4 protein-coding genes and 1 pseudogene are annotated in these 3,789 nt (G+C 59.9%); all 5 read right to left on the bottom strand.

Features of this window, described 5'->3' with window-relative positions:
* A pseudogene (locus tag U1A24_RS20045) lies at positions 1-207 on the bottom strand (endonuclease); the annotation flags it as partial.
* Positions 204-1,289, bottom strand: coding sequence for a sn-glycerol-3-phosphate import ATP-binding protein UgpC (locus U1A24_RS20040; protein WP_322323755.1), 1,086 nt, complete (start codon positions 1,287-1,289; stop codon positions 204-206). The gene U1A24_RS20040 and the pseudogene U1A24_RS20045, both read right to left, overlap by 4 nt.
* Positions 1,289-2,131, bottom strand: coding sequence for a sn-glycerol-3-phosphate ABC transporter permease UgpE (ugpE, locus tag U1A24_RS20035; RefSeq protein ID WP_322323754.1), 843 nt, complete (start codon positions 2,129-2,131; stop codon positions 1,289-1,291). Before ugpE ends, U1A24_RS20040 begins: the two co-directional genes overlap by 1 nt.
* 4 nt (positions 2,132-2,135) lie before the next feature.
* Positions 2,136-3,092, bottom strand: a complete 957-nt coding sequence (locus tag U1A24_RS20030) for a sugar ABC transporter permease (RefSeq protein WP_322323753.1) — start codon at positions 3,090-3,092, stop codon at positions 2,136-2,138.
* 82 nt (positions 3,093-3,174) lie between these two features.
* Positions 3,175-3,789, bottom strand: a 615-nt coding sequence (locus tag U1A24_RS20025) for an extracellular solute-binding protein (protein WP_322323752.1), incomplete at its 5' end; no start/stop codon positions are given.

The following is a 3,789-nucleotide window of genomic DNA, read 5'->3' as shown; positions in this document are numbered from 1 at the left end:
CAGGCAACGCTCCCAATTCCATGCCGCCACCGGACACGGGAAGCCCAGCGGCGCGCTGGCAGCGCTGCCGCCGGCCTCAACCGTGGTCATGCAGGGCAGCGCGGCCATATGGGCGTCATGCGCCGCCACTTCGCGGGGTAGAGCCGCAATTGCGTCCCGTTCGGCTTGGGACAGAGTGGCCAATGCCGTGGTCGCAGCATAGATCATGCCAGCACCGGCGTCGCGGCTGCTACGGCCTGCGCGTGGTCCAGCCGTTTGCCACTGATCGTGTCGAACAGATGCAATTTTTCCGAAGTGACCGACAGCCGCATCTCGTCTTGCAGCGGCACTTGCGGGTCAAGCGTCACAACCAGCGTCTGGCCCTCAATCTGACCATGCACCAGACGTTGCGCCCCCAGTTCTTCGATGAAATCCACCTTGAACGGCAGGCCGCTGGCCGAGAGCTGTAGATCTTCGGCACGGATGCCCAGCGTGATCGCGCCCCGAGCCGACAAGGCGCGGCCCGTCTCGATGACATGGCTGCCAATGCGCAGGCGGTTGCCGTCAACCTCGGCATCCAGCAGGTTCATCGCAGGCGAGCCGATAAAGCTTGCCACGAACGTGCTGGCGGGGCGGTGGTAGATCTCCAACGGTGCGCCGACCTGTTCAATCTTCCCTGCGTTCAGCACCACCAGACGATCAGCCAGCGTCATCGCCTCTAGCTGATCATGCGTGACATACAGCGATGTTGTGGCAAGCCGCTTTTGCAGACGGCGGATTTCACCGCGCATCGACACCCGCAGCTTGGCGTCAAGGTTGGACAGAGGCTCGTCGAACAGAAACGCCGCAGGCTGGCGCACGACGGCGCGGCCCATGGCGACGCGCTGACGTTGGCCACCTGACAAAGCACGCGGTTTGCGGTCAAGATAGGGGCCAAGCTCCAGCATGCGGGCGGCTTCGGCGACACGCGCCTCAATCTCGGCCTTCGGAGTTTTGCGGTTCTTCAACCCGTAAGCCATGTTCTCGCGCACCGACATGTGCGGATAAAGCGCGTAGTTCTGGAACACCATCGCAATATCACGGTCGGCGGGATCGACCTTGTTGACCACGCGGTCCCCAATCCTGACCTCGCCATCGGTGATCTCCTCCAACCCCGCCACCATCCGCAGCAGGGTGGATTTGCCGCAGCCCGAGGGGCCGACAAGCACGATGAACTCGCCGTCCTGAATGGTCAGGTTGATGTCGGTGATCGAGGGCGCACTTGCCCCCGGATAGGTCTTGGAGACATTGGTGATTGTGATCGCGGCCATTATTTATCGCTTTCCGTCAGACCCTTGATGAACCAGCGCTGGAACACCACCACCACCAGAACCGGCGGCAGCAGCGCCAGCACCGCAAGGGCAAAGGCTTCATTGTAATCGGGGATCTGGCTGCCGACCCAGACTTGCAGGATCTGCTTGATGCCGCGCATCAGGGTGAAGAACCGCTCATCCGTGGTCATCAGCATCGGCCAGAGATACTGGTTCCAGCCATAGACGAACATAATGATGAAGATCGCGGCCATCATGGTTTTTGACAGCGGCAAGATCACGTCGATGAAGAATTTGACCGGCCCCGCGCCGTCGATGCGGGCGGCCTCCAACAGCTCATCTGGGATGGATTTGAAGAACTGCCGGAAATAGAACGTACCGGTGGCCGAGGCCAACAGTGGGACGATCAATCCGGTGTAGCTGTTCAACAGGCCAAGGGAGGACATCACCTGATAAGACGGCATGATCCGCACTTCCAAGGGCAGTAGAAGGGTGGTGAAGATCACCCAGAACATCAGTGTGGCAAAGCGAAAGCGGAAATAGACCAGCGCATAGGCCGCCGCCATCGACAGCACGATCTTGCCCACGGCAAAGCCCAAGCCAAGGATCAGCGAGTTCATCACCATCCGCGCGCCGGTCACTTGGCCGGTAAAGCCGCCCTGCCGGGTCAGCACGGTCTGATAGGTGTCATAGCCATCATCGCCGGGCAGCAGTTGCAGCCCGCCGGTATGGATTTCAACCGCGGTATGGGTCGAGGTCATGATCGCGACCACCACCGGCATCACCATGAACAGCGTGCCAAGGATCAGGATCAAATGGTCTAAAGGACGTATCCGGTTCATCATCTCACCCGTAATGGACGCGGCGTTCCAGCCAGCGAAATTGCACGAGGGTCAGCACCAGCACGACCAGCATCAGGATCACCGATTGGGCGGAAGATCCGCCGATGTCGTTGCCACGGAAGCCATCCAGATAGACCTTGTAGACAAGGGTGATCGGGTTGTTGGCGGCCTTGTCCTTCACCATCACGTCGATCACCGCGAAGGTATCGAACAGCGCATAGGTGATGTTGATGATCAGCAGGAAAAACGCAGTAGGGGCCAGCAGCGGCAGGATCGCGGTGAAGAAGCGGCGCGCGCCATTCTTGCAATCAATCAACGCCGCCTCGCGCACGCTTTGCGGGATGCTTTGCAAGCCGGACAGGATGAAGATGAAGTTGTAGGGCACCTGTTTCCAGACCGAAACGAGGATCATCGCGAAAGCCGTATCGAAGTAATTCAACCCTACCTTCAACTCCCACCCGAACCATGCGGCGAGTTTGACGAAGGGGCCTATGTGTTGATCGAACAGCATCATCCCGATCAGGCCAGCCACTGGCGGGGCTATGGCGTAAACCGAGATCAGTGCTGTGCGGTAAGTCGAGCGCGCACGGATCACCTGATCGGCCTTGACCGCCAGCAGCAGGCCAAGACCCAGCGAGAACGCGGTAACCAGAACGGTGAAAATCGCGGTGAAGCCAGCAATGTGGCGGTATTCAGCAGAGCCTAAGGCGTCGGTGTAATTGTCAAAGCCCACAAAGGTCGCGCCAAAGCCGAAGGGGTCTTCGATGTAGAACGACGATGAAATCGCCTGCGCCGAGGGCCAGTAGAAGAACACGAAGATCACCGCCAGTTGCGGGGCCAGAAACAGCCACGGCAACAGCGGACGGTCGAACTGCACGCGTTTGGCGGGCTCGGGCCGTGCGGTGGCGCGGGCGATCCAGCGGCGGATCGGGCCGGGGGCGGTTTGGGTTGCGTCGGTCATAGGGTTCACGTCACAGGATCAGAGGGGGCAAAACGAAAGCCGGGCCTGCACGGCGGCAGGCCCGGCATATCGCGCTTAAAGATCAGCCTGCGGTCTTGGCGAATTTCGCCAGCAGATCATTGCCTTCGGTCTCGATGGCTTTGAACGCGTCTTCAACCGTGGTTTCGCCCGAGAAGATCTTGTTGAACTCACGCTCTTCTACGGCGCGGATCTGCGGGTAAAAGCCCAAACGGTAGCCTTTCGACCATTCGCCCGCCGGCAGCAGCAGTTGCTTGATGCCAACTTCGGCAACCGGGTTCTTCTCATACCAGCCTTCAGCCTTCGAGGCCTCATAGGCCGCCTTGGTGATGGCAACGTAGCCGGTGGCCTGATGGTAGAAGGTCTGAATTTCGGTCGTGGTCAGGAAGTTGAAGAAATCCGCCGAGCATTTGTTCTCAGCCTCAGGCTTGCCCGACATCGCGAACAGGGCAGCACCGCCGATGAACGACGATTTGTTGCCTTCGCCGATGGCTGCGACGTAGGGGATAAAATCAGCCGAGAACGGCATGGTCGCGGTCTTGGTCAGCCCGCCAAACGAACCTGAAGAGCCGATCCACAGCGCAACCTTGCCCTCTTCGAACGGCTTCTGGTTATCCGCCCAGCCCGCGCCATAGAAGCCGAACAGACCAGCGGTGTGCCATTCCTTCAGCTTGTTCCA

Source organism: Cypionkella sp. (assembly GCF_034376685.1).
Classification (GTDB): Bacteria; Pseudomonadota; Alphaproteobacteria; order Rhodobacterales; family Rhodobacteraceae; genus Cypionkella.
Note: the sequence above shows the minus strand (reverse complement) of the source record. Positions and strands in the feature narration are given on the sequence as shown.